We start from the raw sequence: 25,975 nt of genomic DNA, 5'->3' as shown, positions 1-25,975 counted from the left end.
TGTTGGGCAAGCTCCAATATGCCCATCTTGTTTTTGATGATCTTTGCTTGGGTTGTCATAATACTAATCTCTGTTACGTGTTTTAAATTATCGTAACTGTCAGATTAAATTGTGACTATCTCAACTCAGGCGAGCACTTCGCTGATTCTCAGGGACAACATAGCCGTAACGGTTTTAGGTCTTAACTATAATTTCCTCCATCATATATTATAATAAAAAAGCCACCGCGAGGTGGCTTTTTTATTGTTGTTAAAAATAAGTTTTTTAATAGCTGCTTGCCTCATTCAATAAAGCAATAGCTTTATCGTCCAGGTTTAATTGCACCGCCTGCGTGGTATCATGCAACTGTTTAACTGATGTTGCGCTTGCAATAGGCGCGGTAATGCCCGGCCTGGCCATTACCCAGGCTATGGCTACACTTGCGGGTGTAGTTTTGTATTGGGCTGCCACCTCGTCAAGTGCGGTCAGGATTTTAAAGCCACGGCTGTTCAGGTACTTTTTAACGCCGCCGCCGCGGGCGCTTTTTGAAAGATCAGCCTCTGACCGGTATTTGCCCGATAAGAAGCCGCTGGCTAATGAGTAAAAAGTAATGACACCTATATTATTGCCGACACATAACGGCTCCAGTTCTTTTTCATAGCCCTCCCGGTCATATAGATTATACTCAGGTTGCAGCGTTTCATAACGTGCAAGGCCGTTGGCTTTACTTACATCCAAAGATTCTTTAAGCCGGGCGGCGGTAAAGTTCGATGCGCCTACGCCTCTTACCTTTCCCTGTTTGATCAGGTCGGTATAAGTTGCCAGCGTTTCCTCCAGCGGCGTGTTTTGATCATCGTCGTGCGACTGGTACAGGTCGATATAATCCGTCTGCAGGCGCTTTAAAGAATCTTCCACGGCTTCGGTGATATAGGCTTTTGACAGGCCCTGCCTGCCCGGGCCCATTGGTTTACCAACTTTGGTAGCTATAATTACTTTATCGCGCCTGCCTGATTTTTTAAGCCAGTTGCCGATAATAGTTTCAGATTCGCCGCCCTTATTTCCCGGTACCCATTTTGAATAAACATCGGCCGTATCAATAAATTCAAGTCCTGAGTCAACATAGGCATCCAATAACTCAAATGATTGCTGCTCATTAACGGTCCATCCAAATACATTACCGCCAAAACAAAACGGGCTCACAAAGATCCCGGATCTGCCCAGTTCTCTTTTTTCCATAACTTAATTACGCGTGCAATTTTGTTATTTGCTCAGCCATCTCATCAACCCAGCCAAAAAGATAAGGTTCAGTACCGGCAACTTTATGCCATTGTCCGTGTTCATCGGGTGCTATTACCAGGTGCAGGGTATCATCTAACGAATCAAATTGATAAGCTTTTTTGGTATTTCCGTAGGTAACGTGTTTAATAATTCCTTCAACCGGGCCTTCTGTACCGGTTAGTGTTGCTTTAAATTGTGGTTCCATGATAAAATTAATGTATCCTAACAACAGTATTTAGTAAATTCTGTTTGCCTGATTTTAGTCAACTAACTAATATTATCTTTACCCTATGGAACAAATTAAACCAGATTCAAGAATACTCGTGGATATCGTTCAAACTAAAATGCCTTTTGGTAAGTACAAAGGTGCTTTTATAAGCGATTTGCCCGTTTCTTACCTGGAATGGTTCAAAAACAAAGGCTTTCCGCCGGGTAAATTGGGTATGATGTTATCAAGCGTTTACGAGATCAAACTCAACGGGTTAAACAGCATCCTTACCCTGGTGAAAACTACCTTGAAGGGACAGGGTAAATGACAACCTGATGACCATCCGCCTGACGGCAGGTTGCGTATATTTATTTATTAAAGTTTCAATGGTATGAAAAATTCAATCCTGTACATTTTATTTAGCCTGGTTGTTTTTGGCTGTGCCAACGGCCAGGATAAACCCGGCGATATGAATATCGTAAAGCTGCCTAAAGTTAAACCCGGCCAGGCGGTTGCTACTTTTGGCGGCGGTTGTTTCTGGGCCATGGGCGAAGCACTGTCCGAGCTTAAGGGTGTAGATCAGGTAGTGGCCGGTTTTGCAGGTGGCACCACCAAAAATCCGACTTATGAAGAGGTATGTACCCGCACCACCGGCCATGCCGAAACAGTGCAGGTGTATTATGACCCTGCGGTTATCAGCTATGAAAAACTGGCCGAGGCTTTTTTTTACGCCCATAACCCAACCGAGCTTAACTATCAGGGTCCTGATGAGGGTACCGACTACCGTTCGATAGCGTTTTACCGCACACCCGAAGAGAAGGCAATTTTATTGGCATTGATTAAAAAAATTAATGCCTCGCATCATTACAATGCACCTATAGTAACGCAGGTGGTTCCGTTCACGGTTTTTTATGCAGCGGAAAGGTATCACCAGGGATATTACCGGGCACATCCCTCTGCCGGTTATATCCAGTCGGTTTCTGTACCAAAGGTTATGAAAATGCGCGCCATGGAAAAAGCTTTTTTAAAGCCCGAGTTCCAGAAATAGAAATATCATATTATAAAAAGCCATCTTACCTAAAGTAAGGTGGCTTTTTTGGGGGGGGTGCTAATGTTTGGTTAATATTTTTATCTTCACATTGTATAAACCAACAATAGCCTTGACACTATAATGAAATATCTCCTGGCCCTGTTAACTGTTTTATTCCTCCGGTTTGATAGCCGTGCACAGGCGGTTTACACTATCAGCGGGACAGTTAAAAGTTCAAAGGGCGTGGCGCTTCAATCGGCAACTGTATTTGTGGCGGGTTCTGAAAAAATTATGGCTACAGATGCTAATGGCAGTTTTAACTTTAAAGTTAAACCGGGCATTTATCAGTTAGTTGTAACCATGGTGGGGTATAACCCTTTAAGGCAAACTATAGTTATTGAAAATAAGGATGAAGTGCTTGACGCGAAATTAGACGAAAGCGAGACGGTGCTTAACGAAGTAGTTATAGGCAGTAAGGTAAATAAAAGAAGGCAATGGCAATTAGATATTTTTACCAGTTATTTTATAGGTAAAGGCAGTAACAGTAAGGACTGCAAAATACTTAATCCGCAAATAATCAAGTTCTATGAAAACCAGACCGCTTTATTTGCAATATCATCAGATTTTTTGATCATTGAAAATCAGGCATTGGGTTACCGTGTAAGATATTTGCTTAAATATTTTAGGGGCTCATTTAACGGCGCATATTTTCATTATGATGGCGATTATAGTTTTGAAGCTTTAACAGGCACCCCGGCGCAACAGGCAATTTGGGAAAATAACCGAAAATTGGCCTACCAGGGATCGATGATGCACTTTTTGAGATCTATATACGCCGGTACGGCACGCAAGGAAGGATTTATATTATATGAGGTTACCGCCTATGATAGGCCCGTTGTAGATATGCGGCCAATGCCTGTTCACCCTGACCAAATTATTAAGCGAACGGGTAATAACCTGGCCCGGTTTAAATTCGGCGATAGCTGGTTTTACACGTTATTTGATAAAGAAAAGGCTGCACTGGAGGACCCGGTAACAGGAAATAAAGACGTAAGACTATACAGAATCCCCCGAAACGGCACGGTTTATAAAATTTACGGGCAGTTTGATAGCGAAGGTTGTATCGAAGAGTATGATATCAAGAATTTATATATCTCTGGTTTCATGGCCCAGAAAAGAGTGGCAGATCAGTTACCTTTCGAATACAATCCCGATAAATCTCCATCTTCACCTAATTAAATTACAAAGCCCCACCTTCTAAATGAAAAAGATCCTTGCATTATTTGTTTTCGTGCTGTTTCAACTAAACACCTACGCACAGCATACTTATACCATAACCGGAACCGTTAAAAATTCAAAAGGCGAGAAAATCCAATCGGCAACTGTATTTATTGCCGGATCAGAAAAAATTACCATTACTGACGGTCAGGGTTATTTTAAGTTTAATACGATAGCGGCCGGTACTTACCAGTTAGTGGTTAATATGCTGGGTTATGCCTCTGCAAAGCAAAATGTTATTGTAAAAGATAAATCAGAAACGGTTGAGCTTACGCTTGGCGAAAAAGAGATCCTTTTAGGTGAGGTGGTCATAGGCGATAAATCCATACGCGAAAAGCACCTAAAAACATTTGTTAAATATTTTATGGGACAATCTGACAATGCTAAATATTGTAAAATAATTAACCCCGAATTGTTAGAGTTTTCAACCGCTAAATCTATATTGAAAGCAACCACTTCCGACTTTTTGATTATTGAAAACAGCACCTTAGGTTATCGTATTAAATACCTGCTTAAGCTTTTCCAATATGATCATAGTAAAGATGTGACCAATTATGAGGGCGACTGCATTTTTGAGCAGTTAAACGGAACGCCCCAACAGCAACTAACCTGGCAAAAAAACAGGAAAGAAGCTTATGAAGGCTCTTTAATGCACTATTTAAGGTCGTTATATGCCGGTACATCACGCAAGGAGGGCTTCCTGGTTTATAAAATTTTGAGCCCTTTCTTTCCACTGGTTATTGAGTCGATACCCATTGTAGCCGAACAGATCGTAAAACACCCTGACAGCACCCTAATGGTTTTCAGATATAATAAAATGCGGTTTTATGTTTTGTTTGATAAGAAAAAAGCAGCCAAAGAAGACGGGCGCAACATGGTATCGGATATCACGCTCGAGAACCTGGACTATACCGGTTCCATATTTATGACCGATGCCCAGATTGATCGCCGTGGCAGCTATTCTGATTACAAGACATTGTTGATACAGGGCTTTTGGGGCCGCAAGCGCATTGCAGATCAACTGCCGCTGGAGTATGTCCCGGATTAAATTATAATTTAGTGAACCAGCCCTTTTTCCAAAATACAATTACCTGTATAATAGCTATAATAGCCATACCGCCAAGCGCATAAAAATACCCGTGCGGCGAGTATAATTCGGGTAAATTATCCGGCATTTGCCGGTTTGTTATCGGGTCAACCCGTGCAAAATTCATCCCGTAAATACCGGCTACAAAGGTCAGCGGTATAAATATTACCGAAATGATGGTAAGCACTTTCATGATCTCGTTCATGCGGTTGCTTACCATTGAAAGGTATAAATCAATCACACTATTGGCTATCTCCTTGTAGTTTTCTATCAGGTCCATTACCTGTATGCAATGGTCATAAGCATCGCGCAAAAACAGTTTAACCTCGGCCGTAACCAACGGATTTTCGGTTCGTAAAATATCATTGATCTTATCGCGCTCGGGCCAGGTTATCCTTCGTAATATAATCAGGGTGCGTTTTAATTGCTGGGTATCGTACATGATGGTTTTGTCCGCATTGGTATATAGGCGGTCCTCAATGACATCCAGCTCATCGCCAATTTTGGCCAGTAGTACAAAGTAAGTATCTATAATGGTATCTGATAATGCGTAACACATATAACCCGGGCCGGCGGTGCGGATAGCGCCTTTACCGGCGGCCAGCCGTGCCTTTACCGCTTCAAAATGCTCGGCGTGGGTCTCTTCAAAACTGATGATCAGATTTTTTTTCACCAGGGTTGAAAACTGGTTGTTGCACAGCTCATTTTCCTCATTAAAATAAATTTGCCTGCTCACGCTGAAAACGTAATCATCATATTCATCAAATTTTGGCCGTTGGTGGGTATTTACAATATCCTCCAGCACCAGCGGATTGATTTTAAGGTGCGTGCCTATATCTTCAATCAGTTTGGCATCGCCCAAGCCTTTTATTTGTATCCAATGCGTATGGTCGGTACATTTTTTAAACTGGTCAAGTATAACTTTGATATCATGCCCGTCGGCCTTTACCAGCTCTTTTTCGTTGTATGAATATACGGCTATAACGGGTTTCAGCGCGTCATCAGGAATGTTGATGGCACCGGGGCGCTCGCCTACTTTTTGTCTGCCGGTTTTATAACGTACTCTTTTAATATGGCTCATTATAAATAATTAATGGTTTGCGGACCCTGGTTAAACAGTAAATCAACAATACTTAAATTTTTGATGAATCCGTTGCGCTCTTCAAAAACCTGAAAATAGGGCTTTTGTTCAAATATATATTCCTTTTTAGGGCTGATGGCACCACGGTAATCATCCAGCCCCGGGTATCCGGCTTCATAGGTCGCGGTATACTGCAGCGGCAACGGGATCTTGACAAATTTCAGCAGCATTTGTAAAAGCTGCTCATTATAATCAAAAAGATAGTTGAAATGCTGTTGATAGAAAGGTGCAAAATCATCTTCATAATATTCAAAATAAGCCGACCGCCGGTAGCAGGTCTCCAGGCCCATCCAGTGCTGGCGCTGCCATTTAAAGTCGTAACTGATCTTAACATCCTTTATTGGCGTGTGCAATTTTGAACCTTTAACCACCGGCACTGTAAGTGTAAGTATGCCATCGGGCGAATAGATTTCGGCGCGGTTGCGGTAGGTTTGTTTTGGAAAATGTTCCTGGCTTTCTATAACGATATCAGGCTGGTAAGCGTTCAGTTTCGTAAAGTACGCAACAGGCGGAAGATAAAACATTGGTAGTACAGCGCCTTTTTCAATCATATTAATATTATGTTTGCAGATAAAACTCGACGAAAATAATGATAAATAAAGGGCTTTCAAGATTAGGTATATTCTTTTTATACCTGATCTCTTTATTGCCTTTTTGGTTATTGTACCTGGTGTCTGACGGTTTGTTTGTTGTATTGTTCTATGTTATTCGTTACCGGCGCAAGGTTGTGCAGGAAAATCTCCGCAACGCGTTCCCCGAAAAATCGGCCGCAGAATGGGCCGCCATCGAAAAAAAGTATTTTAAATACCTGGCCGATCTGATCATTGAAACGATAAAGATGATCAGCATCTCGAAAGAAGAAATGCAACGCCGTGTGGTAGTAACCAACCCCGAAGTGGTAAAGAACTATGAAGCAAAAGGTAAAAGTGTAACCGCAGTAGCCGGGCATTATTGTAACTGGGAGTGGGCGGGGATGGAGTTTAGTATTCACACCCGTTTATTTGTAATCTATAAACCGCTAACCAGTAGTGTGTTTGATGAGTTCTTTGTAAAAGTAAGAACTCGTTTTGGCGCCGTAGCGGTAGCCATGAAGCAAACACTGCGCACCATGGTGGCCCATAAAAATGAATTTACAGTAACGGTTTTTGCCGGCGACCAAACACCGGTGAGAGAGCAAACCAATTACTTTACTGATTTTCTGAACCAGCCTACCGCGGTGTTTCTGGGGATTGAAAAAATTGCGAAAATGATTGACTCGGCCGTAATTTTTTATGACATGAGGCGCGTGAAGAGGGGATATTATACCTATACCATTGTGCCGCTTGTGGAAAACTCGAAAGACAGCGCCCCCTACGAAATTACCGAGGCCCATGTTAAATACCTGGACGCGATGATAAAGCGCGAGCCGCAGTATTGGCTATGGTCTCACCGAAGGTGGAAGTTTAAACCGGAGCCCGAAGTTTAATGTTTTGATAACATTAATGTAAAAATATTTAGTAATAGTTCACAAACGCCGTTTTAGCACCGGCTGTTTTGGCCCGATGGTTTAAGTTTGCAAAAACTACCTGTGAACTGTGATAAAGAATGCACTTTTAAGACTTGCTATATTCTTTTTATACGTGTTTTCGTTGCTGCCCTTTTGGCTGCTCTACATCCTGTCAGATTTTTTGTACATCTTTATTTATTACCTCGTGCACTACCGGCGCAGGGTGGTCCGCCAAAATTTAATAAATTCCTTCCCCGAAAAGACGATAACCGAAATCAAGATAATTGAAAAGAGGTTTTTTAGATATTTCGCTGATTTTATTGTTGAAACGGTAAAAGCGATAACCCTATCCGAAAAAGAACTGCGAAAGCGGGTGGTACTCACTAATCCTGAACTGATTAACAAATATTATGACCGCGGCCGCAGCATTATTGCCATAGGCGGCCATTACTGTAATTGGGAACTGGCTGGCCTTAATTTTTATTTTTATACAGATAAAAAGTTTATGATTGTTTATAAACCATTATCAAATGCCATATTTGACAAATTTTTTTACACGATACGGTCCCGGTTTGGTACCATCCCGGTAACTATGCGTCAAACTTTGCGTAAAGCGGTTGAATTTAAAAATGAACTGACGGCGATAGCGCTATTGGGCGATCAAACACCATCGCGTGAGGAGCTTGATTATTTTGTTGATTTTTTAAATCAGAAAACCCCTGTATTTTTGGGGGCCGAAAAAATTGCCCGGTCGATGAACAGCGTGGTACTGTATTATAATATGGTACGTGTAAAAAGAGGTTATTATAATTATAGTTTAATCCCGTTATTTGAGGAACCAAAACAAACGGAACCCTACGAAATCACAAAAGCACACGTGAAATATTTGGAAGATATAATAAAAAGAGAGCCGCAATACTGGTTATGGTCTCATCGAAGATGGAAATTTAAACCGGAGGATGTACATTAATGAATAACCACCCTAAGGTTGCTATTGTAATTTTAAACTGGAACGGATTAAAACACCTGCGCCAGTTCCTTCCATCGGTTCTGGCTTCAACATGGCCCAACCTGGATATCGTGGTGGGCGACAATGCCTCTACCGACGGTTCGGTTGAATTTATTAAGGATGAGTATCCATCGATAAGTATTATTCAAAACGATTCAAACTATGGCTTTACCGGCGGTTATAACCGGGTGCTGGCCCGGGTTGATGCCGATTATTATATTCTTTTAAACTCAGACGTAGAAGTTCGTCCCGGCTGGATAGAGCCTGTAATAACTTTAATGGAAAGCGACCCGCTGATAGCGATAGCCGCCCCTAAAATAAAGGCCTACTATCAAAAAGACAGCTTTGAGCATGCCGGTGCCGCAGGCGGATTTATTGACAGCTTTGGCTATCCGTTTTGCCGCGGCCGTATCGTGAACGAAACGGAACAGGACAGGGGCCAGTATGAAGAGTCCGGAGAGGTGTTCTGGGCGTCGGGTGCGTCTATGTTTATCAAGAAGAAATGCTGGGATGATGCCGAGGGATTTGATGAGCAGTTTTTTGCGCACATGGAAGAAATTGATCTATGCTGGCGATTGAAAAATAGCGGTCATAAAGTGATGTACTGCGCCCAGTCGGAAGTGTTTCATGTGGGTGGTGGTACGCTTACTGCCGAAAATCCTTTTAAAACTTATTTAAATTTCAGGAACAACCTGTTACTAATTAAAAAAAACCTGCCATTCTGGAAAGGTTTTATTGTGATAGGCGCCCGGTTTGTACTTGATTTTGCCGCCCTGTTAAGATTTTTAACCGAAGGCAAGCGCAAGGATGCCTGGGCAGTGAGCCGGGCCCACCGGTACTTTCTGCTGCATGTTTTTGATGAGGGCAGCCATGCATCAAGCACCCATTTGAAAAAATATAATGCTAAGCTTACCGGGATGTACCATGGCAGCATTATGTGGGCCTTCTTTGTAAAAAAGTTAAAAAAATTTACTGACCTGGACCCTCGCCGGTTTTATTAGCAGCTACGAATTATTAGTTAACCTTTGGCTGTTATTTACTTTTCTCCGGTAAGTTTTCAGGCGGGCCGTTATTATCAATATTTATGGTTTTTCCGTCGGGAAGCTTTAAATGCAGATCCTGGGCGGTAGAAGCCAGCTCGATGCCCGCCTTGTCAAAAGAGATAAAAATATCGCTTAGTACGTGATCTTTTAGCTCGAGCCAGCGGTTAATGTCATCGGCCCAAAACAATATCCTAAAATCAGCCGAACTGCCCGTTAAATTATGCAGAAAAACTAATGGATGTGGTTCTGTCATAATATCTTCCCGGGTGTTTAGTACATCGAGCAGTAGCGTTTTTACCTTTTCAAGGTCAGATCCGTACTTAACACTTATAATCAGTTCAATGCGCCGGTTGTTGTTGCTCAGGGTCCAGTTAATTACATGGTGCGAAATCAGGTCGCCATTTGGTACAATCACTTCGGCGCCGTCGCTGGTGGCTATTTTGCTTGAGCGGATACCTATCTCAGTGATAGTGCCCGAGCGATTATCCACTTCAATGATGTCGCCTATCTGCACCGGTTTTTCAAAGGCCAGTATCAGGCCCGATACCAGGTTATTTACAATGTTTTGCAGGCCAAAACCAATACCTATGCCAAACGCGCTTATAATAATGGTGATCTTATCCAATGGGAAATTGGAGGCAAATACCGCCAGAAAAAACCCTAAAGTAAACACACCGATACGGATTAACAGGGTAGAGGTGCGGTTTTTCTTTTTTAACGCATCAATATCGGTTGAGCGTTGCGCAGAGATATCATAAAAGTAACTGATGATCTTTGATAATACAGACGACAGCCAGATTACAGCTATGAAAATAACAAACCCCCCGAAAGTAAACGAAGCGCCGCCGACCGTACGGGGCTGATCCAAAAGATCCGTGACATAATCTGTAGCGGCATCGTCAACATTTAAATTCTGAAACAGGAAGAACAGCCAGAGCAGCGTAGCCAGCACATTCAGGATCTTCCTGAATTTTACCTGCAACAGCGCCTGGTCGATCCAGCTGACGATATTGTCGGTGTCTTTTTTGGTTTGTAGCTGGAGCAAAATCCCCTGGCTTATAATTTCAACAACAAAGTACAGGCTTATTAAAAACCATAAATTATAGGTGGCAGTGATGCTTATAATTTTAGCCAGGCTAAATCTGCCGGATATATCGCATACCAGCGCCAGAATTTGAAGCCCGATAAATATTTTTATTACAAAACCGGTATTCTTGGGGTAGTCGTCAGGCGCGGCATTTACTTTTTTATTGAGCCTGAAGGCTATTATAATAGCGGCGATACTTAAAAACAAAATCACAAAGCGGTCAAGGTTGGTGATCTGGATCAGTAAATTACTGGCGCTGTAAACAATGGTTAAACAAAATAACTGGCTTAGCGCAGTAAACAAATCGGGATGGAAAACCTTTTTTACCAATATCATCACCAGGATCAACGATGTTAAAAAGAAGCATTCCAGAAATATTACCGGCGGATGATCATAAAAATAGGGAATGATAGCGATAGGCACCAGCATGGATGACAGGATGGGATACCGGTAAATATAATTGGCCTGTTTAAAAATAAGATCCGGGCTTTCGCTTTCGCGCTTGGTTTTTTCGCGGTTATAGGTGATCCAGCCAACTACCAGGACAAAAAATACCAGGCTTATAAAATGTAGTGTGGTTTCTTTTCTGATAAAATAGTAAAGCTGGGTGCTGTTAAGGCTAATGGTGCCCGCTATCGACGACCGGATGTTGTTATACTGGGGATCAATGTCCCACAAATAGCCAAACTCGCCCTGGAAGGCGCGTTCTGCAAACCGGCCAACTTTAGTGTCTATTAAATCGGTTTCGTCTAAAGCGCTGGCATAGGCAACAGCCACCCTGTTTTGCAGCAGGTTGATCTTAAACAGGTTGCGCCGGTTGATAGAGTCGGTAGTTATCCATAAGAGAATAACCGCTTTGCGCCGGTCAAAAAATGTCATTCGCAGTACGCTGTCAGACGGAATGGTTTTCAGCAATAGCGAATCTTTTGTAAATTTTATGAGTTCTTTTTGGTTAACAACCAATTTGTTGTTAATGGCATCCAGGTCTTTCTGCCAGCCTTCCAGCCGCCCCTGTATATGGTCAAGATTGTCTCTTAAAACAAATAAATAGCGCAGGGTGCTGGCTTTATGTGTATTGGCCTGGTCCTTTATTTTATTAAGCCTTCTTAAAGTTGACGGCACTTTCTCGCCGATATCCGCGGTATCCAAACCATCAGAAAAATTATTTTTGATCTGGTTAAACGAAGTATTGTATTGCTCCAGCCGTTGCAGCAGGTTATTTACCGAAGTGTCGGCCCCGTTAAAAGTACGTAGTAATGAGTCGCGGGAATGCATTGCCTTTCGCTGTTTGGCGCTTAAAGACCGTACATTAACGTGATTGGTTTGCGCTTTGGCATCCGGTAAAAAAATGGCAAGCAGCGTAATAATTAATAAAAAAGGTTTAAATATCTTTTGCATCTGATGAGGGGTAAATCACTGCTTTTGTCGTTACGTACAAAGCGCTGCAATCATAAGTGCGCGATTGCTTCGTTCTTCCTCTTCGCAATGACAATTTTTAATCGAAAATGTTTTACTTAACTATCAAACTCTCAATACCTAAACGATAGCTGTCCATGCCAAAGCCCGCAATTACGCCTTTGCAACTGGCGGCCAGCATACTATGGTGCCTGAACTCTTCGCGTTTATATACGTTTGAGATATGTACCTCAATAACCGGGGCCTTAATAGCGGCAATCGCATCAGCAATGGCAACCGAGGTGTGGGTATAAGCGCCGGCATTTAAAACCACGCCATCATAACTAAAGCCAATTTCATGCAGTTTATTTATAATTTCGCCCTCAACGTTACTTTGGTAATAGGTAAGCGTAAGGTTTGGGTAACGTGCCTGTAGCTCCACAAAATAGGTTTCAAAGCTGCTGTCGCCGTAAATAGATTTTTCGCGTACACCCAGTAAGTTTAAATTTGGGCCGTTAATAATTTGTATATTCATTACTTCAAACTTACTTATAAAACATTAAAACTAAAATCAATTGAACTGGCCATCGGCAATAAAAGGTTTTCAGGCCTATTTAAAACTCGAAAAGTCGCTTTCGGCCAATTCTATCGAAGCGTATACGCGCGATGTGCAGCGGCTGTATGAATATACCGAAACACAGGTACCCACCATCAACCCCGAAAATATTGTACTGAAGGACCTGCGCCAGTTTATCAACTGGGTAAACGAGTTGGGGATGATCCCCTCATCACAGGCGCGTACCCTGTCGGGCATTAAGGCGTTTTATAAATATATGCTGATGGAGGACATCATTAAAAGCGACCCGTCAGAACTGCTTGAATCGCCCAAGATAACGCGTAAACTGCCGGATACGTTAAGCTATGAGGATATTAATAAGCTGATAGATGCCATAGACCTGTCTAAACCCGAAGGCGCCCGCAATAAGGCCATTTTAGAAACCTTGTACGGCTGCGGTTTGCGCGTGTCTGAATTAACCGAACTTAAGTTATCCAACCTTTACCTCGATATCGAGTTTATCAAAGTATTTGGCAAAGGCAGTAAAGAACGCCTGGTACCCATTGGCGGTTCGGCGGTTAAAGCATTAAAGATCTGGATTGAACAGGTGAGGGGACACAATCCAATAAAAAAGGGCGAGGAAGACTACGTGTTTTTAAACCGACGCGGCTCGCGCTTAAGCCGGGTTTATATTTTTATGGTGATCAAGGACCTGGCGCTGAAAACGGGTTTAAAAAAGACCATCAGTCCGCATACTTTCCGCCACTCATTTGCCACGCATCTGGTTGAGGGCGGTGCCGATTTACGCGCCGTGCAGGAGATGCTGGGGCATGAAAGTATCACCACTACCGAGATCTATACGCATTTGGACAAGGAATATTTAAAGGGGACGATCATCCAGTTTCATCCGCGGAATTAGGCAGCGGTTACTCACCCCGCGGCTCTTCGAGCGCGACCCTCTCTTCGCTGCGCGGAAAGAGGTTGTTTTTTTTATAGGTTTTAAGCCTCTTTCCGCCAAAGGCGAAGAGAGGGTGGTCCAGCGAAGCGTAGACCGGGTGAGTCGACGGCGCGCGTTCTAATAAGTCGCCTTCACCATCCTATCCCTATCACTCATATCCCTTCGCAACTCCACATTCGTAAACCCTTTGCTCTCCAATAGCTCAACGGTTTCCTTGCCCAAACTTTCATTGATCTCAAAAAACAATAAGCCTCCTTTAACCAGGTTTTTTACAGCAAAATCAGCAATTGCCTTATAAAATATCAGCGGATCATCCTCAGGAACAAATAAGGCGCTATGCGGCTCAAAATCTGTCACATTGGTGTGCATTCGCTTCTTATCGTCCAAGGTAACGTAGGGAGGATTAGAGATGATTAGTTGTAAGTTGTGGGTTTTGAGTTGTGAGTTTAGGATATCGTCCTGAACGAAATTTACTTCAACCTTATTCATAGCGGCATTTTCCTTTGCCGTTTGTAAAGCATCCGCAGAAATATCCACCGCAAAAACTTGTGCATTGGGTAAATTCTTTTTTAGGCTGATGGCGATGCAGCCGCTGCCGGTGCCGATATCTAAAATGTTGCCTAGCCATTGTCTGCCGTCAACTGATTCCAGCACCCATTGTACCAGTTCTTCCGTCTCGGGCCGGGGGATAAGCGTGGCGGGGTTAACCAAAAATTTCAAGCCGTAAAACCCGGCGTAGCCTAAAGCATATTGCAGGGGCTTACCGGTTTTTAACTGGCTGAGGATGCTGTTTGCTTCTTCCTGCTGGGTTAAGGTTAACTCCTTTTCGGGGAACGCCTTGACCGTAGCTTTTGATGAGTTGAGCAAATCTGTTAAAACCGTTAAAGTAATAGCCTCGGTTTCCTGCGCATCGTAAATGCCGGCAAGGTCCTGCTTAAAAATTATAAAGGCATCCTTAATGGTTTCCATGGCACGAAGTTAGGGTTTTGGATACAAGAGTAATAGAAAGATTAGGTTTTGTTACCAAGCCACAGGCCCGGTCTGTTTGTTGTTTTAACCTCCAATCACTAATCTCCAATCTCTAACCTCCAATCACTATCTTTGCCTCATGCCCGATCGCGAAATATATATGCAGCGCTGCCTTGACCTTGCCGCTTTGGGCATGGGCAGCGTTAGCCCCAACCCAATGGTGGGCGCTGTTATTGTGCATAATGATAAAATAATAGGCGAGGGTTATCACCGGCAATACGGCCAGGCACATGCCGAGGTTAATGCGATAAATGAGGTATTGTCAAACTTTGATAACGCGGAGGCGCTGCTGAAAGAATCTGCCATTTACGTATCGTTAGAGCCATGTGCACATTACGGAAAAACACCGCCCTGTGCCGACCTGATTATTAAATACCGCATACCTGAAATAGTAGTGGGCTGCCGCGACCCTTTTGACCAGGTTGATGGTAAGGGCATTGAAAAACTACGGGCCGCCGGACTGAATGTAGCCGTTGGGGTTTTAGAAGAGGAATGCAAATGGCTAAACCGTCGTTTTTTTACCCGCGTGCAAAAGCAGCGCCCCTACGTTATTTTGAAATGGGCGCAAACCAGCGATGTTTTTTTTGCGCCCGATGACGATAAACAGTTTTGGATAACCGGCATTGAATCGCGCAAACTGGTGCACCAGTGGCGCGCAGAGGAAGATGCAATTTTGGTAGGCAAAAACACCGTCGCGATTGACAATCCGCAATTAAACGTGCGCTACGGCGAAGGCAGATCGCCCAAACGGGTTATTATTGACAGGCGGTTAGAACTGGGCGCTGATCTGCATGTTTTTGATCAGTCTGTTGACACCCTGATATTTAACGAGGTTAAAACGAATATAGATGGTAAAAACAAATACATAGCATTAGAGGATTTTGACCGCTACGTACCACAATATATTTTATACCAGTTGTATTTGCAGGACATACAATCTGTTATTATTGAAGGCGGCGCATACACCCTTAATGCCTTTATTGAAGCCGGTGTTTGGGATGAGGCCCGGGTTTTTACCGGTGCGGTAAGTTTAACAACGGGTATAAAAGCACCAAAAATTAACGGTATAATTGCCGGAGAAATTTCATCAGGAACAGATCGTTTACAAATTTTTTACAACCAATAATTAGCCGAATGCTATTTGTACTACTAAGTATCTGCTGCAGTGTAATAGTTTCTGTGATGTTAAAGCTGGCCAAACGTTACCATGTTGATGTGCTGCAAGCTATAACCTGGAACTACTCGACCGCTATTTTATTAACCTGGCTCATTTTTAAACCACATTTTGCTAACCTTAACCTGCAGGCCGCACCTGTTTATAATTTCGCGGCATTGGGTATATTATTACCAATATTGTTTGTTGTGTTGGCAAAAACCGTAAGGCTTACCGGCATAGTGCGTACAGATATCGCGCAGCGCCTGTCGTTATTTATACCCATACTCGCAGCCGGTTTTATTTTCGGCGAAGTGTTAAGCCCGTTAAAACTGGCAGGCATTGCCATTGGTTTTGCAGCAATTATCTGTTCCATACCCTGGCAAAAGGGCAGGGGCGGCAAAGCTACCTCGGGCTCGTGGTTTTATCTGTTGATTGTTTTTATTGGCATGGGGTTGATAGATGTGTTGTTTAAACAGCTGGCTACCTTTAAAGCTGTTCCGTATACTACCTCGCTTTTCCTGGTTTTTGTGCTGGCATTTATCTGCTCGCTGGTATTGCTGGTTATCAAAATAGCCCGCGGCAAAACCAAATTTTCTTTCCCGCATATTCTGATCGGCTGGGCGCTGGGTATAGTTAATTTTGGCAATATCCTGTTTTATTTAAAAGGTCACCAGGCTTTGGCCAGACAGCCCAGTACGGTATTTACAGCCATGAATATGGGTGTTATTGTATTGGGTACGTTTGTTGGCTTAGTTATCTTTAAAGAAAAGCTGAGCACGCTAAATAAAGTGGGGATATTTTTGGCACTGGTAGCTATTATTGTGATAACCTATGCGTCGTATTAATTAATTCAAAAAAATGTTTTAGTTTTAATTGATATTAGAATTTGTTTCTATAAAGTTCTTTTCAGAAAGAAAACTTAACCTGTCACACAATGTCATTTCATCTTTGCTTAAGAGCATTTTTATTGGCGATGTTTTGCGCTTTTTTAGGAAGCGGGGTTTTGGCACAGAATTCCACTATGGAGATCAGTGGTAGCGTTATAGATGGACAAAGCAAAAAGCCACTTGCCGGGGCAACAATTTATCTTGATCGTACCACCAGGGCTACCAGCAGCGCTGACGGTGGCGGGTTTGTGCTAAGAAATATACCATCAGGCAATTATCAGGTAATCGTATCGTATGTTGGCTATAAATCGGTGTCTATAAACGTGACCGAACAATTCGGTCACCAGGTAAAAGCAGAATTATACCCTGATGAAAAAATACTTAACGAGGTAATCATTGGCGCCGATACACACTGGGAAGAATATTACTCCTTATTCAAAATGTTTTTTCTGGGGAAAGGGGCACTGCAATGCATCATCAAAAATCCTCACACACTTAAGCTGCATTATGACAATACCACTTATATTTTGACGGCGAGTACACGCGAGCCTTTAATTATTGAAAATCAGGCGTTGGGATACAGAGTTTATTATGACCTGATTTCATTTACCCATCATCCGGGCCGTACATCTTATTCGGGCCATACTCATTTTGATGAAATGCAACCCGCAAGCGACGAGGAAAAAAAGAAATGGGAATCAAACAGAGAAAAAGCATACTATGGTTCTTTTATGCACTTTGTGCGGTCGTTGTTAAATGTCCGGTTAATGGAGGAAGGCTTCGTGGTAAGAAAATTAGTGAAAGCGCAAGGCTTGCCGGGTAATCATCCGGTTTTAGAAAGCTGGCAGGGGGGCGAATTTAAATCAACTGATACAATAGTATCTTTGCGATGGAGCGGAATAGACTACGATCCTAAAGACACAACAGCGCTATCCAATAGTTCAAAAAAATGGGGTAGCAAATCGGGCTACAATGTGCTTTATCCTCAGGACCTGACTTATGATAGTATTTTGCCGGAAACCAATATTGCCGGAAAATATAAACTTTCCTTTAGTAATTCTTTATTTGTTACTTATAAAAATAAGAAAATTACAGATTGGGGATATGGTAATGGTGCCCGGTCGGGTTTTCCTACTTCAATCCTCACGATGTTGCAACCGGAAACGCCCGTGGACAGTCATGGAAATTTGGCAGATCCCAATGCCGTAATTCAGGAAGGGTATTGGGCTATACTTCGGGTCGCTGATCAGTTACCCGATGATTACGAACCGGGAAAAGAAAAGCACTAATGAGGCTTGATTTTATATTTATTTGTTGTTTAAATCAATGATTCATGTAAAAATATGCGATATTCGGCCTGCTTTCGGCTTCTCCTCGCCGAAACGAAATGATGCTTATAAAAAATGCTATTCGACGACACCTACCGAACTATTGAGCACCCGTCCGAAGGCATCTTTCGCGATCGTGGCAGCAAATTTTTGGCGTATGCGTATCCCATCACGTCCGAGACTGAAATAAAAAGCATCATAGCGTCTTTAAAATCAGAACACCCCAAAGCAAACCACCATTGCTGGGCCATGCGCTTAACCGCCGACCGTGCCGTTTTTAAACTGAACGACGATGGCGAGCCATCAGGCACAGCAGGCAGGCCGATATTAAATACTTTACTCTCTAAAGACCTCACCAATATCCTGGTTGTGGTGGTACGGTATTTTGGCGGTACCTTATTGGGCGTTCCCGGCCTCATCAACGCTTATAAAATGGCGACCGAAGAAGCGCTGACCCATGCCGTGATCATCGAAAAAACGGTTAATGACATTTATACCATCAGCTTTGATTACCTGCGGATGAATGACATCATGCGCTTAATTAAAGATGCCGACCTGGCCGTCCTTAACCAGCAGTTTGATAACGATTGCAGCATACAGGTATCCATCCGCAAAATGCAGGTGAATACGGTTCTGGATAAATTGCATACGGTTGCAGGCGTTAAGTTTAAGTACGATCATAGCATTTAAGCGGTGTGCTCAATGATGTAATACCTAAGAATCTTAGGTATGATCCACTTTTAATGATCCACTCTTCTAAAAATGGCAAAAAATAGTCTGTTTTTAATTATTTGATTATCAATAAACCAGGTAATTTTTATACTTATAGATCCTGACGAATAAGACTGATCCAAAGTGATCCGCTTTAAAAATTAATTATTTTATTATCAACCAGTTATCTAAAACAGGTGATCCGGATGATCCATATTTTTAATTGGATCACTTCATGCCGGTACCCTGGTATAAAGCACCACTCAACAATCTGCCTTTTTATTCCCCGTTTACAGCCATAAATGTTTAATTTAGTCGGATATGCAATCTTTTGAAATAGATAAAACCGACCTTCTGCGTATTAAAACCGCGCTTGAAGGGGATGATGCTGAATTAGAGACAGTTCTGAAGGAGTATCATGCGTCGGAGATTGCCATATTATTTGAGAAGCTACCGCAGGAGGATAAGGAACGGATCATTAATATCCTGCCTACCGACGTAGCATCGGATGTTATCGCCGAGATGGACGAAGAACATCGTCCGGGCGAGTTGCTGATCAACCTTGATCCCGAGAAACGTTCAGAGATAGTTGAAGAGCTGGATTATGATGACGCGACCGACATTATCTCGCAACTTGAAGAGCACGAGCAGCAGGAGATCCTGGAAGATATTGACCAGGAAGATGCCAGCAGCATCCGCGCGCTTTTAAGCTATGACGAGAACACAGCCGGCGGGTTGATGAACTCCGCGCTGATCTGTGTTAATATCAATTCAGACAAAAAAGACGCTTTGGACGAGATCATTCGTCAATCAGAGGAAATGGAGGAATTTTATACCATTTATGTGGTTGACGACTACAAAACCCTGCAAGGCATCGTATCCATCAAAAACGTGATCAAGGCCCATGCCGACGCCCGGATCCGTGATATCTATAAAGGAGACCCGGTATATGTGAAGGCCGACCTGGACCAGGAAGAGGTTGCCAGGCTGATCTCTCAATATAACCTGACCGCTATCCCGGTGGTTGACGATAACATGACCCTGCTGGGCCGCATTACGGTTGATGATATCATTGACGTAATGGAGCAGGAGAGCACCGAAGATATGTTAAAGATCTCCGGTGTATCAGAGGATGAGGAACTAAGCGGTAACTGGAAAGAAGCTGTAAAGAGCCGTTTGCCATGGTTGGTTATCAATTTGGCCACCGCCTACCTGGCCGCATCCATTATCAGGCATTTTGGGTCAACGGTATCGCAACTGCCGCGCATCGCAGCCTACATGACTATTATCGCGGGCATGGGCGGCAATGCAGCTACACAGGCGCTGGCGGTTACGGTAAGGCGCATATCCTTAAGCGATCTGACTGATAACCAGGCCTACAACACCGTTTTAAAGGAGTTCCTGGTAGGCCTGTTAAATGGTGCCGCCAATGGGCTGGTGGTATTTTGTATTGCTTTATTTTATGATGCCGACCCGATGCTGGGCCTGGTTTTATTTTTGGCGATGACCGGTAACCTGGTTATTGCAGGTTTAACCGGCGCTACCATACCGTTAGTTTTAAAAAGGGTAGGTATTGACCCGGCGGTGGCATCGTCTATCATCATAACAACATTTACAGATTGTGCCGGATTTTTATTGCCGCTTTGGCTGGCAACAAATCTTTTATTACATCATCATTAATTGTACTAAGCTTTATTATAAATTTGAAACTTCAAAACTGAACACTATGGCAGAAGTAAGATACAACTGGACTAAAGAAGAGATCACGGATATATATAACACGCCGTTGCTTGACCTGGTTTACCAGGCAGCCAGCATCCATCGCGAAAACAAAGATTATGCAGAAGTACAGATCAGCTCGCTGATCTCGATAAAAACAGGCGGTTGTCCCGAGGACTGCGCTTATTGCCCGCAGGCCGCCCGTTACAATACCGGTGTTGATGTGCATGCCATTATGCCAAAGGAAGAAGTTATCGCGGTTGCGCAAAAAGCCAAGAACGGCGGCGCATCGAGGTTATGCATGGGTGCTGCCTGGCGTGAGGTTCGCGATAATCGCGACTTTGACAAGGTGATAGACATGGTGAAAGCCGTAAATGCGCTGGATATGGAAGTTTGTTGCACGCTGGGAATGCTTACCGAGAGCCAGGCCCAACGTTTGGCAGATGCCGGGCTGTACGCTTACAATCATAATCTGGATACCTCAGAAGAAGACTACAAAAGAATTATTACCACCCGTACCTATGATGAGCGTTTACAAACGCTTGATCATGTGCGCAAAGCTAAAATATCGGTTTGCAGCGGTGGCATCATCGGTTTAGGCGAGACGGTGGCCGATAGGATATCTATGTTGAAAACACTTTCTAATTTGCCACAACATCCTGAGTCGGTTCCGATTAACGCATTGGTACCGGTAAAAGGCACGCCATTAGCAGAACAGCCAAGGGTATCTGTCTGGGATATGGTGAGGATGATAGCTACAACGCGGATCATTATGCCTAAAACCGTTGTGCGCCTGTCAGCAGGCCGTACCGAAATGAGTACCGTTGAGCAGGCGTTTTGCTTTATGGCAGGTGCCAATTCTATCTTCGCCGGCGAGAAGCTGTTAACCACACCAAACCCGTCATTTGATGAAGATATGGCTATGTTTGAGCTGCTGGGCCTAAGCCCGCGAAAAGCTTTTAAAAATGGTCGTCCTGAAATAAAAGAGATCAAGGAAATGAGTATTAATGAGGTGATCTGATAGTGGATTGGAGGTTGGTGACTAGAGATTAGTTTTAGGTTCTGCTATAAGCTTCATAATCAGGGAAGAGAATCCCAATTACTGCCACTGACTTACAATTTTGTATGCTTGAGCAATTGAGTAAAAGAATGATCGATTAATTTTCATACTTTATAAAAAAGAAACCATATGTCATTTGATCAATACCACGAACCCGTTAATGAACTGTCGGACCAGACCCGGACCTTCGCCCGCATGATCGTATCATTATGCGAGGAAGCCGAAGCCATCAATTGGTATGAACAGCGCATCTCGGTCGAGAAAGATTCGCAGGCAAAAGCCATTATGCAAAATGCCCAGCACGAAGAATTTAAGCACTTTGGTATGGACCTGGAATTTTTACTCCGCCAAAAACCCGTATGGCAAAAAACGCTGCAAGCCATCTTGTTTAAAAAAGGTGATATCGTGGAGTTAGGCGAAAAAGGGGAAGAAGCTTCAGAATAATCAATTTTACCTGTTTATAGTTTCGCGGCTAAAATCCATCGCCAGGCGAATCGCGTTAGCGTATTAAAGCCTTTCCAGCTGTCAACAAACTCAATGATGTCTTTTAGGCAGGTATCGGCAAATTTTTGTTTGAAGTTTTTTGAAGCCAGTTTATAAACCAGCTGCGGATTTTCAAGGCCAATACGTTCATATATTTCTTTCTTCACGTACATGGTACGCACAAACAGGATATTGAACAGGATAACGTAACTATACAACGTGCGTTTAATATACCCTGCTTTGGCCGAGTAGGTTTTCAATAATGCTTTGGTAAACAGGATATGCCGGCCCTCCTCAATATTATGCAGGTCGAACATCTTTTTTAGTACCGGGTAGATATTGGGCGCTTTACGCGCATAATTGCCATAAACATCAGTAACCAGTTCAACCGATACGCTGCCCATAAACAGGTAGTCGGCAGGCAGGTATTTGTTACTGAACTCACCGAAAAACTTATGCAGCCCGCTTTGCTTTATCGGCTTGCCATTTATTTTGGCAATGGCCTGTGCAAACATTTCCTGGTGCCGAAACTCTTCAATCAGCTCCCTGATTATAAACTGGTGCTCCACATCGTTGGGCGGCAGGGTAAGCAGGTGCTGTGTCATAAACACGCAAAACAGGCACTCGCCCCATGCGTACGATGCTATTACCTGCACCAATTCGTGCCGGCCAAGTTCCAGCTTTTGAGCAGGGGTCAGGCTCTCATAAATAGCAAGCCCTTGCAGGGATGTTAAAATTTCGGGCAGGAAGACATCTTCGGGCCCAGGCTCCAGTTGCCAGGGGATGTAGGTTTCCGGCATCAAAGGGCGCTCCCTGCTGATTTTTATTAAACGCTCAACTTCTTTAACATCCATATAGTAAATATACGCAGGATTGATTTAATAGGTTGTACGGAAGTAAGCGGAACCGTAAACTTGTGTCGCTTACGATATTACTCCGCAATAACTTTTACCTCAATGTTGCCGCGGGTAGCCTTTGAGTACGGGCAGCCTTTATGTGCTGCATCGGCTAGTTTTTGGGCCTGCGCTACAGCTATCCCGGGCACATGTACGTGTAACTCGGCTGATAGTGCATAGCTGGTCGGGCCTTCCTGGTTAAAACCGATATGAACATCAACGGTAGCCCCGCTAACATCTACACCGTCTCTTTTGCCGACAGATCCCAGTGCACCTAAATAACAGGCGCCCCAGGCCCCGGCAAACAGCAATTCGGGATTGGCATAACCATCCTGGCCACCCATGGCTTTGGGCGCTTTTAATTCAAGATCTATAACGCCATCTGATGATTTGATATGGCCGTCGCGACCGCCTTTGGCAGTGACAATGGCAGTATATAGTTTTTCCATAAGGAGGTAACCTTTAGCTTTTGATAATGTTTTAATGCCTTCCGGATGTATTGACGCCCTAGTGCTTTTAAGAATGCGAAAAATTCATGTTTTGAAAACAAAATGCTAAAATTATTAGTAATTTAGCATTGATATGAATGCAGAACGGATAACAGAGAAGTTAAATATTTTGGCCGACGCCGCCAAGTATGATGTGTCATGCTCATCAAGCGGCAGTAAGCGAAAAAACGAAAATAAGGGTTTAGGGAATGCCAGTAACGGCATTTGCCATAGTTATACCGAAGACGGGCGTTGCGTATCCCTGCTTAAAATACTGTTGACTAATCACTGCATTTTTGACTGTGCTTATTGTGTATCACGTAAAAACAACGATATAAAACGGGCGGCTTTCACTGTGCAAGAGGTTGTTGACCTCACTATTAACTTTTACCGGCGCAATTATATTGAAGGGCTGTTTTTAAGTTCCGGTATTTTTAAAGATGCTGATTATACAATGGAACGCCTGGTGCGCGTAGCCAAAAAATTGCGTACCGAACATAAGTTTAACGGCTATATTCATTTAAAGTCCATCCCCGGGGCCAGCGATGAATTGATGCGCGAAGCCGGGTTATATGCGGACAGGCTAAGCATAAACCTCGAAATTCCTACTGAAGAAGGATTGAAGTTACTGGCACCCGATAAAAACAGGCAGGACATGATCGATCCGATGCAGTTTTTAAAAGATGAAATTATTTTACGTAAGGACGAGAAGAAGCTGTTTAAAAAGGCCCCCATTTTTGCCCCGGCGGGGCAAAGCACGCAGGTAATTGTAGGCGCCACGCCCGAGACCGATCAGCAGGTGCTGCAGTCGGCCAACCATTTCTATAAGAACTTTAATTTAAAACGTGTTTACTACTCGGGCTATGTGCCCGTGCTGGTGGATAAGCGTCTGCCGGCTTTAAATACCAGCGTACCCATGGTGCGCGAGAACCGATTATATCAGGCCGACTGGCTTATGCGTTTCTATGGCTTTAACGTAAACGAGATCGTAAGCAATCAACAACCTTTGCTTGATCTGGATATTGACCCAAAACTGGGCTGGGCCATACGTAATATGCAGGCTTTTCCTGTTGACATCAACAAAGCTGACCTGCAACTGATCTTACGTGTGCCGGGAGTGGGCCTATTATCCGCCCAAAAAATTGTGAGCGCGCGCAAGTTTGGTAAACTTAACTGGGAGCAATTAAAAAAGATAGGCGTGGCTGTTAACCGTGCCCGGTACTTTATTACCTGTAACAGCAATGCATTTGAGCGGCGCGATTTGACGGGCTTTAATATTAAACAGTTTATACTGGCCGAATCGCAAAGCAAATACATCAAAAACAAACCCAATCAGCTTAACCTTTTTTAAATGACAACTTTGTTTTATGATGGCACCTTCGAGGGGATGCTCACCGCCATATTTGAAATTTATGATCGTAAACTTACCCAGGTAAAATTGCAAAAGGGTGGGCTGGTTGCCGGCGCTATGTTTGAAGAAACGCTGACGGTTGTTACCAACGAAGCTTATGCCGGGCGCGTATTAAAAGGGTTGCGGCAAAAGCTATCACCCGGCGGTGTCCAGCGTTTGTACATAGCGCATATGGCCGAAATGGAAAATGAAGAAAATAACCTGGTGGGCTATATAAGGTATGTGTTTGACAGCACGCAAAATATTGAGGATGATTACGGCAACCGTTTTGTGATGCGGATCTCTGAAATTATCCGCATGATGCGCCGGGAAAAGCACAGGATGGAAGCTTTTGTACGGTTCAAAAAATTAAAGGACGGAATTTATTACGCAGCTGTTGAGCCTGATTTTAATGTGCTGCCATTATTGATCAGGCATTTCAGGAACAGGTATACCGACCAGAAATGGATGATCTACGACCTGAAACGTAGCTATGGCATTTATTATGATATGCACGACACGCAGTTCATTACGCTCGATTTTTCGGCAGTCGGCAATCCCGGCGAAATAATTTCAGTGTATACCGAGGACGAAAGCATTTATCAGCACCTGTGGAAGAACTATTTCCACAGTGTAAATATACCTGCGCGCAAAAATACGCGGCTGCATGTCCGCCATATCCCGAAGCGATACTGGAAACATTTAACAGAAAAAATTTAGAGAAGCTGGTTTTACGCTTTTAAGGAGAAATAAAAATGACAAAAATCAACCAAAGTGTGAATAAACAAAATGTTGATAACCTAAAGAGTAATTGTTATAAGCTGCTGATATTTATAGCATTAAATATGTTGGCAACTGCTATTTTATTGTTAGTAACCCGTTAATAAAAAACAAAAAAAATATTTGTGAAAAGTTGCCTCTGTCCCGATATTGAAATCATCAAGAACGACGTACTTTGACAGCCTCACAGGAATAACAGAAATTGAATCGGGCAAATCCTCGGAGGAGCTAAAGATCAAGGGAAAGCCTGAATTACACGAAACAGAAACGGCGCAAGCAACGGAAACACAATGATAATTAAGCGGGGTATTATAAGAAACTGTTTGTTTTTACGGAAAGAAACAGCAGAACATAATGACTTTGAAGTAACCGGAATCCGCGAGGAGGAAGGAGAGGGCAGGTCGGTCATCATACACAAAACTTGATGCTTTATTGCATACTACGGTAAGCAATAGAGTTGGAAACGGGAGATCAAATCGAAAGACGCGGCTCCCGTTTTCGTTTTATGCGGAT

At 43.3% G+C, this 25,975-nt stretch carries 26 protein-coding genes; 17 read left to right on the top strand and 9 right to left on the bottom strand.

Annotated elements, in window-relative coordinates; translation table 11 throughout:
- Positions 1-264: 264 nt before the first annotated feature.
- Both LJ658_RS17520 and LJ658_RS17515 read right to left on the bottom strand, forming a co-directional pair.
- Positions 265-1,215 carry an aldo/keto reductase gene (locus LJ658_RS17520; protein WP_230547838.1) on the bottom strand — a complete coding sequence of 317 codons (951 nt, stop codon included), beginning with the start codon at positions 1,213-1,215 and terminating at the stop codon, positions 265-267.
- 7 nt (positions 1,216-1,222) lie between these two features.
- The gene (locus LJ658_RS17515) at positions 1,223-1,462 is read right to left on the bottom strand and encodes a hypothetical protein (protein WP_230547837.1); all 240 of its coding nucleotides are present in this window, start codon (positions 1,460-1,462) and stop codon (positions 1,223-1,225) included.
- Positions 1,463-1,547: 85 nt separating this feature from the next.
- On the opposite strand from LJ658_RS17515, the gene LJ658_RS17510 reads away from it, so the two are divergent.
- From LJ658_RS17510 to LJ658_RS17495, 4 genes are all read left to right on the top strand, one after another.
- Positions 1,548-1,793, top strand: a complete 246-nt coding sequence (locus LJ658_RS17510; RefSeq protein ID WP_230547836.1) for a DUF3820 family protein — start codon at positions 1,548-1,550, stop codon at positions 1,791-1,793.
- 63 nt (positions 1,794-1,856) lie between these two features.
- Positions 1,857-2,513 (top strand): peptide-methionine (S)-S-oxide reductase MsrA, encoded by a 657-nt coding sequence (gene msrA / locus LJ658_RS17505; protein ID WP_230547835.1) that lies wholly within the window; start codon positions 1,857-1,859, stop codon positions 2,511-2,513.
- A gap of 123 nt (positions 2,514-2,636) precedes the next feature.
- Positions 2,637-3,734, top strand: coding sequence for a carboxypeptidase-like regulatory domain-containing protein (locus tag LJ658_RS17500; protein WP_230547834.1), 1,098 nt, complete (start codon positions 2,637-2,639; stop codon positions 3,732-3,734).
- Positions 3,735-3,756: 22 nt separating this feature from the next.
- Positions 3,757-4,821 (top strand): carboxypeptidase-like regulatory domain-containing protein, encoded by a 1,065-nt coding sequence (locus LJ658_RS17495; RefSeq protein WP_230547833.1) that lies wholly within the window; start codon positions 3,757-3,759, stop codon positions 4,819-4,821.
- Position 4,822: 1 nt separating this feature from the next.
- Here LJ658_RS17495 and corA read toward each other — a convergent pair whose 3' ends face one another.
- Positions 4,823-5,941 (bottom strand): magnesium/cobalt transporter CorA, encoded by a 1,119-nt coding sequence (corA, locus tag LJ658_RS17490; protein WP_230547832.1) that lies wholly within the window; start codon positions 5,939-5,941, stop codon positions 4,823-4,825.
- Positions 5,941-6,552: a WbqC family protein gene (locus LJ658_RS17485; RefSeq protein ID WP_230547831.1), complete on the bottom strand. Its 612-nt coding sequence runs from the start codon at positions 6,550-6,552 to the stop codon at positions 5,941-5,943. Before LJ658_RS17485 ends, corA begins: the two co-directional genes overlap by 1 nt.
- A 38-nt stretch (positions 6,553-6,590) precedes the next feature.
- Between LJ658_RS17485 and LJ658_RS17480 the strand changes: the two genes are divergently transcribed.
- From LJ658_RS17480 to LJ658_RS17470, 3 genes are all read left to right on the top strand, one after another.
- Positions 6,591-7,466: a lysophospholipid acyltransferase family protein gene (locus LJ658_RS17480; RefSeq protein ID WP_230547830.1), complete on the top strand. Its 876-nt coding sequence runs from the start codon at positions 6,591-6,593 to the stop codon at positions 7,464-7,466.
- A gap of 109 nt (positions 7,467-7,575) precedes the next feature.
- Positions 7,576-8,457 carry a lysophospholipid acyltransferase family protein gene (locus LJ658_RS17475; RefSeq protein WP_230547829.1) on the top strand — a complete coding sequence of 294 codons (882 nt, stop codon included), beginning with the start codon at positions 7,576-7,578 and terminating at the stop codon, positions 8,455-8,457.
- Positions 8,457-9,497, top strand: coding sequence for a glycosyltransferase family 2 protein (locus tag LJ658_RS17470; protein WP_230547828.1), 1,041 nt, complete (start codon positions 8,457-8,459; stop codon positions 9,495-9,497). Before LJ658_RS17475 ends, LJ658_RS17470 begins: the two co-directional genes overlap by 1 nt.
- 31 nt (positions 9,498-9,528) lie before the next feature.
- Here LJ658_RS17470 and LJ658_RS17465 read toward each other — a convergent pair whose 3' ends face one another.
- Both LJ658_RS17465 and aroQ read right to left on the bottom strand, forming a co-directional pair.
- On the bottom strand, positions 9,529-12,024 hold the full coding sequence (locus LJ658_RS17465; RefSeq protein ID WP_230547827.1) for a mechanosensitive ion channel family protein: 2,496 nt from the start codon (positions 12,022-12,024) through the stop codon (positions 9,529-9,531).
- A gap of 112 nt (positions 12,025-12,136) precedes the next feature.
- The gene (gene aroQ, locus LJ658_RS17460) at positions 12,137-12,556 is read right to left on the bottom strand and encodes a type II 3-dehydroquinate dehydratase (protein ID WP_230547826.1); all 420 of its coding nucleotides are present in this window, start codon (positions 12,554-12,556) and stop codon (positions 12,137-12,139) included.
- 40 nt (positions 12,557-12,596) lie between these two features.
- Between aroQ and xerD the strand changes: the two genes are divergently transcribed.
- Positions 12,597-13,496 (top strand): site-specific tyrosine recombinase XerD, encoded by a 900-nt coding sequence (gene xerD, locus LJ658_RS17455; RefSeq protein ID WP_230547825.1) that lies wholly within the window; start codon positions 12,597-12,599, stop codon positions 13,494-13,496.
- Positions 13,497-13,652: 156 nt separating this feature from the next.
- Here xerD and prmC read toward each other — a convergent pair whose 3' ends face one another.
- The gene (gene prmC / locus LJ658_RS17450) at positions 13,653-14,504 is read right to left on the bottom strand and encodes a peptide chain release factor N(5)-glutamine methyltransferase (RefSeq protein WP_230547824.1); all 852 of its coding nucleotides are present in this window, start codon (positions 14,502-14,504) and stop codon (positions 13,653-13,655) included.
- A gap of 139 nt (positions 14,505-14,643) precedes the next feature.
- On the opposite strand from prmC, the gene ribD reads away from it, so the two are divergent.
- The 7 genes from ribD (at position 14,644) to LJ658_RS17415 (ending at position 21,869) form a co-directional block, all read left to right on the top strand.
- Positions 14,644-15,690 carry a bifunctional diaminohydroxyphosphoribosylaminopyrimidine deaminase/5-amino-6-(5-phosphoribosylamino)uracil reductase RibD gene (gene ribD / locus LJ658_RS17445; protein WP_230547823.1) on the top strand — a complete coding sequence of 349 codons (1,047 nt, stop codon included), beginning with the start codon at positions 14,644-14,646 and terminating at the stop codon, positions 15,688-15,690.
- An 8-nt stretch (positions 15,691-15,698) separates the two neighbouring features.
- The gene (locus LJ658_RS17440) at positions 15,699-16,565 is read left to right on the top strand and encodes a DMT family transporter (RefSeq protein ID WP_230547822.1); all 867 of its coding nucleotides are present in this window, start codon (positions 15,699-15,701) and stop codon (positions 16,563-16,565) included.
- An 89-nt stretch (positions 16,566-16,654) separates the two neighbouring features.
- A complete protein-coding gene (locus tag LJ658_RS17435; protein ID WP_230547821.1) occupies positions 16,655-17,896 on the top strand; it encodes a carboxypeptidase-like regulatory domain-containing protein in 1,242 nt (413 codons plus the stop codon).
- A gap of 114 nt (positions 17,897-18,010) precedes the next feature.
- Entirely contained in the window at positions 18,011-18,625 is a 615-nt protein-coding gene (locus tag LJ658_RS17430; RefSeq protein ID WP_230547820.1) for a YigZ family protein, read from the top strand.
- Between the two features lie 342 nt (positions 18,626-18,967).
- Positions 18,968-20,326 carry a magnesium transporter gene (mgtE, locus tag LJ658_RS17425; RefSeq protein WP_230547819.1) on the top strand — a complete coding sequence of 453 codons (1,359 nt, stop codon included), beginning with the start codon at positions 18,968-18,970 and terminating at the stop codon, positions 20,324-20,326.
- Between the two features lie 46 nt (positions 20,327-20,372).
- Positions 20,373-21,386, top strand: a complete 1,014-nt coding sequence (bioB, locus tag LJ658_RS17420; protein WP_230547818.1) for a biotin synthase BioB — start codon at positions 20,373-20,375, stop codon at positions 21,384-21,386.
- A 168-nt stretch (positions 21,387-21,554) separates the two neighbouring features.
- The gene (locus LJ658_RS17415) at positions 21,555-21,869 is read left to right on the top strand and encodes a hypothetical protein (protein WP_230547817.1); all 315 of its coding nucleotides are present in this window, start codon (positions 21,555-21,557) and stop codon (positions 21,867-21,869) included.
- Between the two features lie 14 nt (positions 21,870-21,883).
- On the opposite strand, the gene LJ658_RS17410 is transcribed toward LJ658_RS17415, so the two are convergent.
- Positions 21,884-22,762, bottom strand: a complete 879-nt coding sequence (locus LJ658_RS17410) for a diiron oxygenase (protein ID WP_230547816.1) — start codon at positions 22,760-22,762, stop codon at positions 21,884-21,886.
- A gap of 77 nt (positions 22,763-22,839) precedes the next feature.
- Positions 22,840-23,253 carry an organic hydroperoxide resistance protein gene (locus tag LJ658_RS17405; protein ID WP_230547815.1) on the bottom strand — a complete coding sequence of 138 codons (414 nt, stop codon included), beginning with the start codon at positions 23,251-23,253 and terminating at the stop codon, positions 22,840-22,842.
- A 133-nt stretch (positions 23,254-23,386) separates the two neighbouring features.
- Between LJ658_RS17405 and LJ658_RS17400 the strand changes: the two genes are divergently transcribed.
- Both LJ658_RS17400 and LJ658_RS17395 read left to right on the top strand, forming a co-directional pair.
- Positions 23,387-24,643: a putative DNA modification/repair radical SAM protein gene (locus LJ658_RS17400; RefSeq protein WP_230547814.1), complete on the top strand. Its 1,257-nt coding sequence runs from the start codon at positions 23,387-23,389 to the stop codon at positions 24,641-24,643.
- The gene (locus LJ658_RS17395; RefSeq protein ID WP_230547813.1) at positions 24,644-25,402 is read left to right on the top strand and encodes a TIGR03915 family putative DNA repair protein; all 759 of its coding nucleotides are present in this window, start codon (positions 24,644-24,646) and stop codon (positions 25,400-25,402) included. It begins immediately after the preceding gene.
- The last annotated feature ends 573 nt before the right edge of the window (positions 25,403-25,975 follow it).

It is taken from the genome of Mucilaginibacter sp. UR6-11 (genome assembly GCF_020880695.1).
In the GTDB taxonomy this organism is placed as follows: Bacteria; Bacteroidota; Bacteroidia; order Sphingobacteriales; family Sphingobacteriaceae; genus Mucilaginibacter.
This window is presented reverse-complemented; position numbering and strand designations above follow the sequence as displayed.

Excerpts from the sequence above, each read along its gene's own strand:
- LJ658_RS17520 (WP_230547838.1), bottom strand. The coding sequence starts at position 1,215 with ATGGAAAAAAGAGAACTGGGCAGATCCGGGATCTTTGTGAGCCCGTTT.
- LJ658_RS17515 (WP_230547837.1), bottom strand. The coding sequence starts at position 1,462 with ATGGAACCACAATTTAAAGCAACACTAACCGGTACAGAAGGCCCGGTT.
- LJ658_RS17510 (WP_230547836.1), top strand. The coding sequence starts at position 1,548 with ATGGAACAAATTAAACCAGATTCAAGAATACTCGTGGATATCGTTCAA.
- msrA (WP_230547835.1), top strand. The coding sequence starts at position 1,857 with ATGAAAAATTCAATCCTGTACATTTTATTTAGCCTGGTTGTTTTTGGC.
- LJ658_RS17500 (WP_230547834.1), top strand. The coding sequence starts at position 2,637 with ATGAAATATCTCCTGGCCCTGTTAACTGTTTTATTCCTCCGGTTTGAT.
- LJ658_RS17495 (WP_230547833.1), top strand. The coding sequence starts at position 3,757 with ATGAAAAAGATCCTTGCATTATTTGTTTTCGTGCTGTTTCAACTAAAC.
- corA (WP_230547832.1), bottom strand. The coding sequence starts at position 5,941 with ATGAGCCATATTAAAAGAGTACGTTATAAAACCGGCAGACAAAAAGTA.
- LJ658_RS17485 (WP_230547831.1), bottom strand. The coding sequence starts at position 6,552 with ATGATTGAAAAAGGCGCTGTACTACCAATGTTTTATCTTCCGCCTGTT.
- LJ658_RS17480 (WP_230547830.1), top strand. The coding sequence starts at position 6,591 with ATGATAAATAAAGGGCTTTCAAGATTAGGTATATTCTTTTTATACCTG.
- LJ658_RS17470 (WP_230547828.1), top strand. The coding sequence starts at position 8,457 with ATGAATAACCACCCTAAGGTTGCTATTGTAATTTTAAACTGGAACGGA.
- LJ658_RS17465 (WP_230547827.1), bottom strand. The coding sequence starts at position 12,024 with ATGCAAAAGATATTTAAACCTTTTTTATTAATTATTACGCTGCTTGCC.
- aroQ (WP_230547826.1), bottom strand. The coding sequence starts at position 12,556 with ATGAATATACAAATTATTAACGGCCCAAATTTAAACTTACTGGGTGTA.
- prmC (WP_230547824.1), bottom strand. The coding sequence starts at position 14,504 with ATGGAAACCATTAAGGATGCCTTTATAATTTTTAAGCAGGACCTTGCC.
- ribD (WP_230547823.1), top strand. The coding sequence starts at position 14,644 with ATGCCCGATCGCGAAATATATATGCAGCGCTGCCTTGACCTTGCCGCT.
- LJ658_RS17440 (WP_230547822.1), top strand. The coding sequence starts at position 15,699 with ATGCTATTTGTACTACTAAGTATCTGCTGCAGTGTAATAGTTTCTGTG.
- LJ658_RS17435 (WP_230547821.1), top strand. The coding sequence starts at position 16,655 with ATGTCATTTCATCTTTGCTTAAGAGCATTTTTATTGGCGATGTTTTGC.
- LJ658_RS17430 (WP_230547820.1), top strand. The coding sequence starts at position 18,011 with ATGCTATTCGACGACACCTACCGAACTATTGAGCACCCGTCCGAAGGC.
- mgtE (WP_230547819.1), top strand. The coding sequence starts at position 18,968 with ATGCAATCTTTTGAAATAGATAAAACCGACCTTCTGCGTATTAAAACC.
- bioB (WP_230547818.1), top strand. The coding sequence starts at position 20,373 with ATGGCAGAAGTAAGATACAACTGGACTAAAGAAGAGATCACGGATATA.
- LJ658_RS17415 (WP_230547817.1), top strand. The coding sequence starts at position 21,555 with ATGTCATTTGATCAATACCACGAACCCGTTAATGAACTGTCGGACCAG.
- LJ658_RS17410 (WP_230547816.1), bottom strand. The coding sequence starts at position 22,762 with ATGGATGTTAAAGAAGTTGAGCGTTTAATAAAAATCAGCAGGGAGCGC.
- LJ658_RS17405 (WP_230547815.1), bottom strand. The coding sequence starts at position 23,253 with ATGGAAAAACTATATACTGCCATTGTCACTGCCAAAGGCGGTCGCGAC.
- LJ658_RS17400 (WP_230547814.1), top strand. The coding sequence starts at position 23,387 with ATGAATGCAGAACGGATAACAGAGAAGTTAAATATTTTGGCCGACGCC.
- LJ658_RS17395 (WP_230547813.1), top strand. The coding sequence starts at position 24,644 with ATGACAACTTTGTTTTATGATGGCACCTTCGAGGGGATGCTCACCGCC.